This is a genomic window from Pseudomonas sp. TH37 (assembly GCF_016650735.1).
Taxonomy (GTDB): Bacteria; Pseudomonadota; Gammaproteobacteria; order Pseudomonadales; family Pseudomonadaceae; genus Aquipseudomonas; species Aquipseudomonas farris.
This window is the reverse complement of record NZ_JAEKFD010000033.1, coordinates 1-202: the sequence shown is the minus strand read 5'-3', so window position 1 is coordinate 202 and position 202 is coordinate 1. Positions and strand designations below refer to the sequence as shown.

Below are 202 nucleotides of genomic sequence, written 5' to 3'. Positions count from 1 at the left end.
GACGCTCAGGGAGCCGCCGCCAGCCAGTGCATCGTTTGGCGCAACGAAGTCGACAGAGCCGCTGCTCGATCCGACCGGGATGGTAATGGTCTGGCCATTGGACAGGGTGACAACGACCGGCGAACCGGTGACCGGTGCGCTGACGGACGCGGTGTAAACCACGGTGCCGCCTTCAGCCACAGTGCTGGTCGCAGTGAGGTTT

The 202-nt window shown here is 64.4% G+C and carries 1 protein-coding gene; it reads right to left on the bottom strand.

Features of this window, described 5'->3' with window-relative positions:
* Positions 1–202 (bottom strand): immunoglobulin-like domain-containing protein (locus tag JFU11_RS27965; RefSeq protein ID WP_201062767.1); only part of this gene is annotated, 202 nt, incomplete at both ends.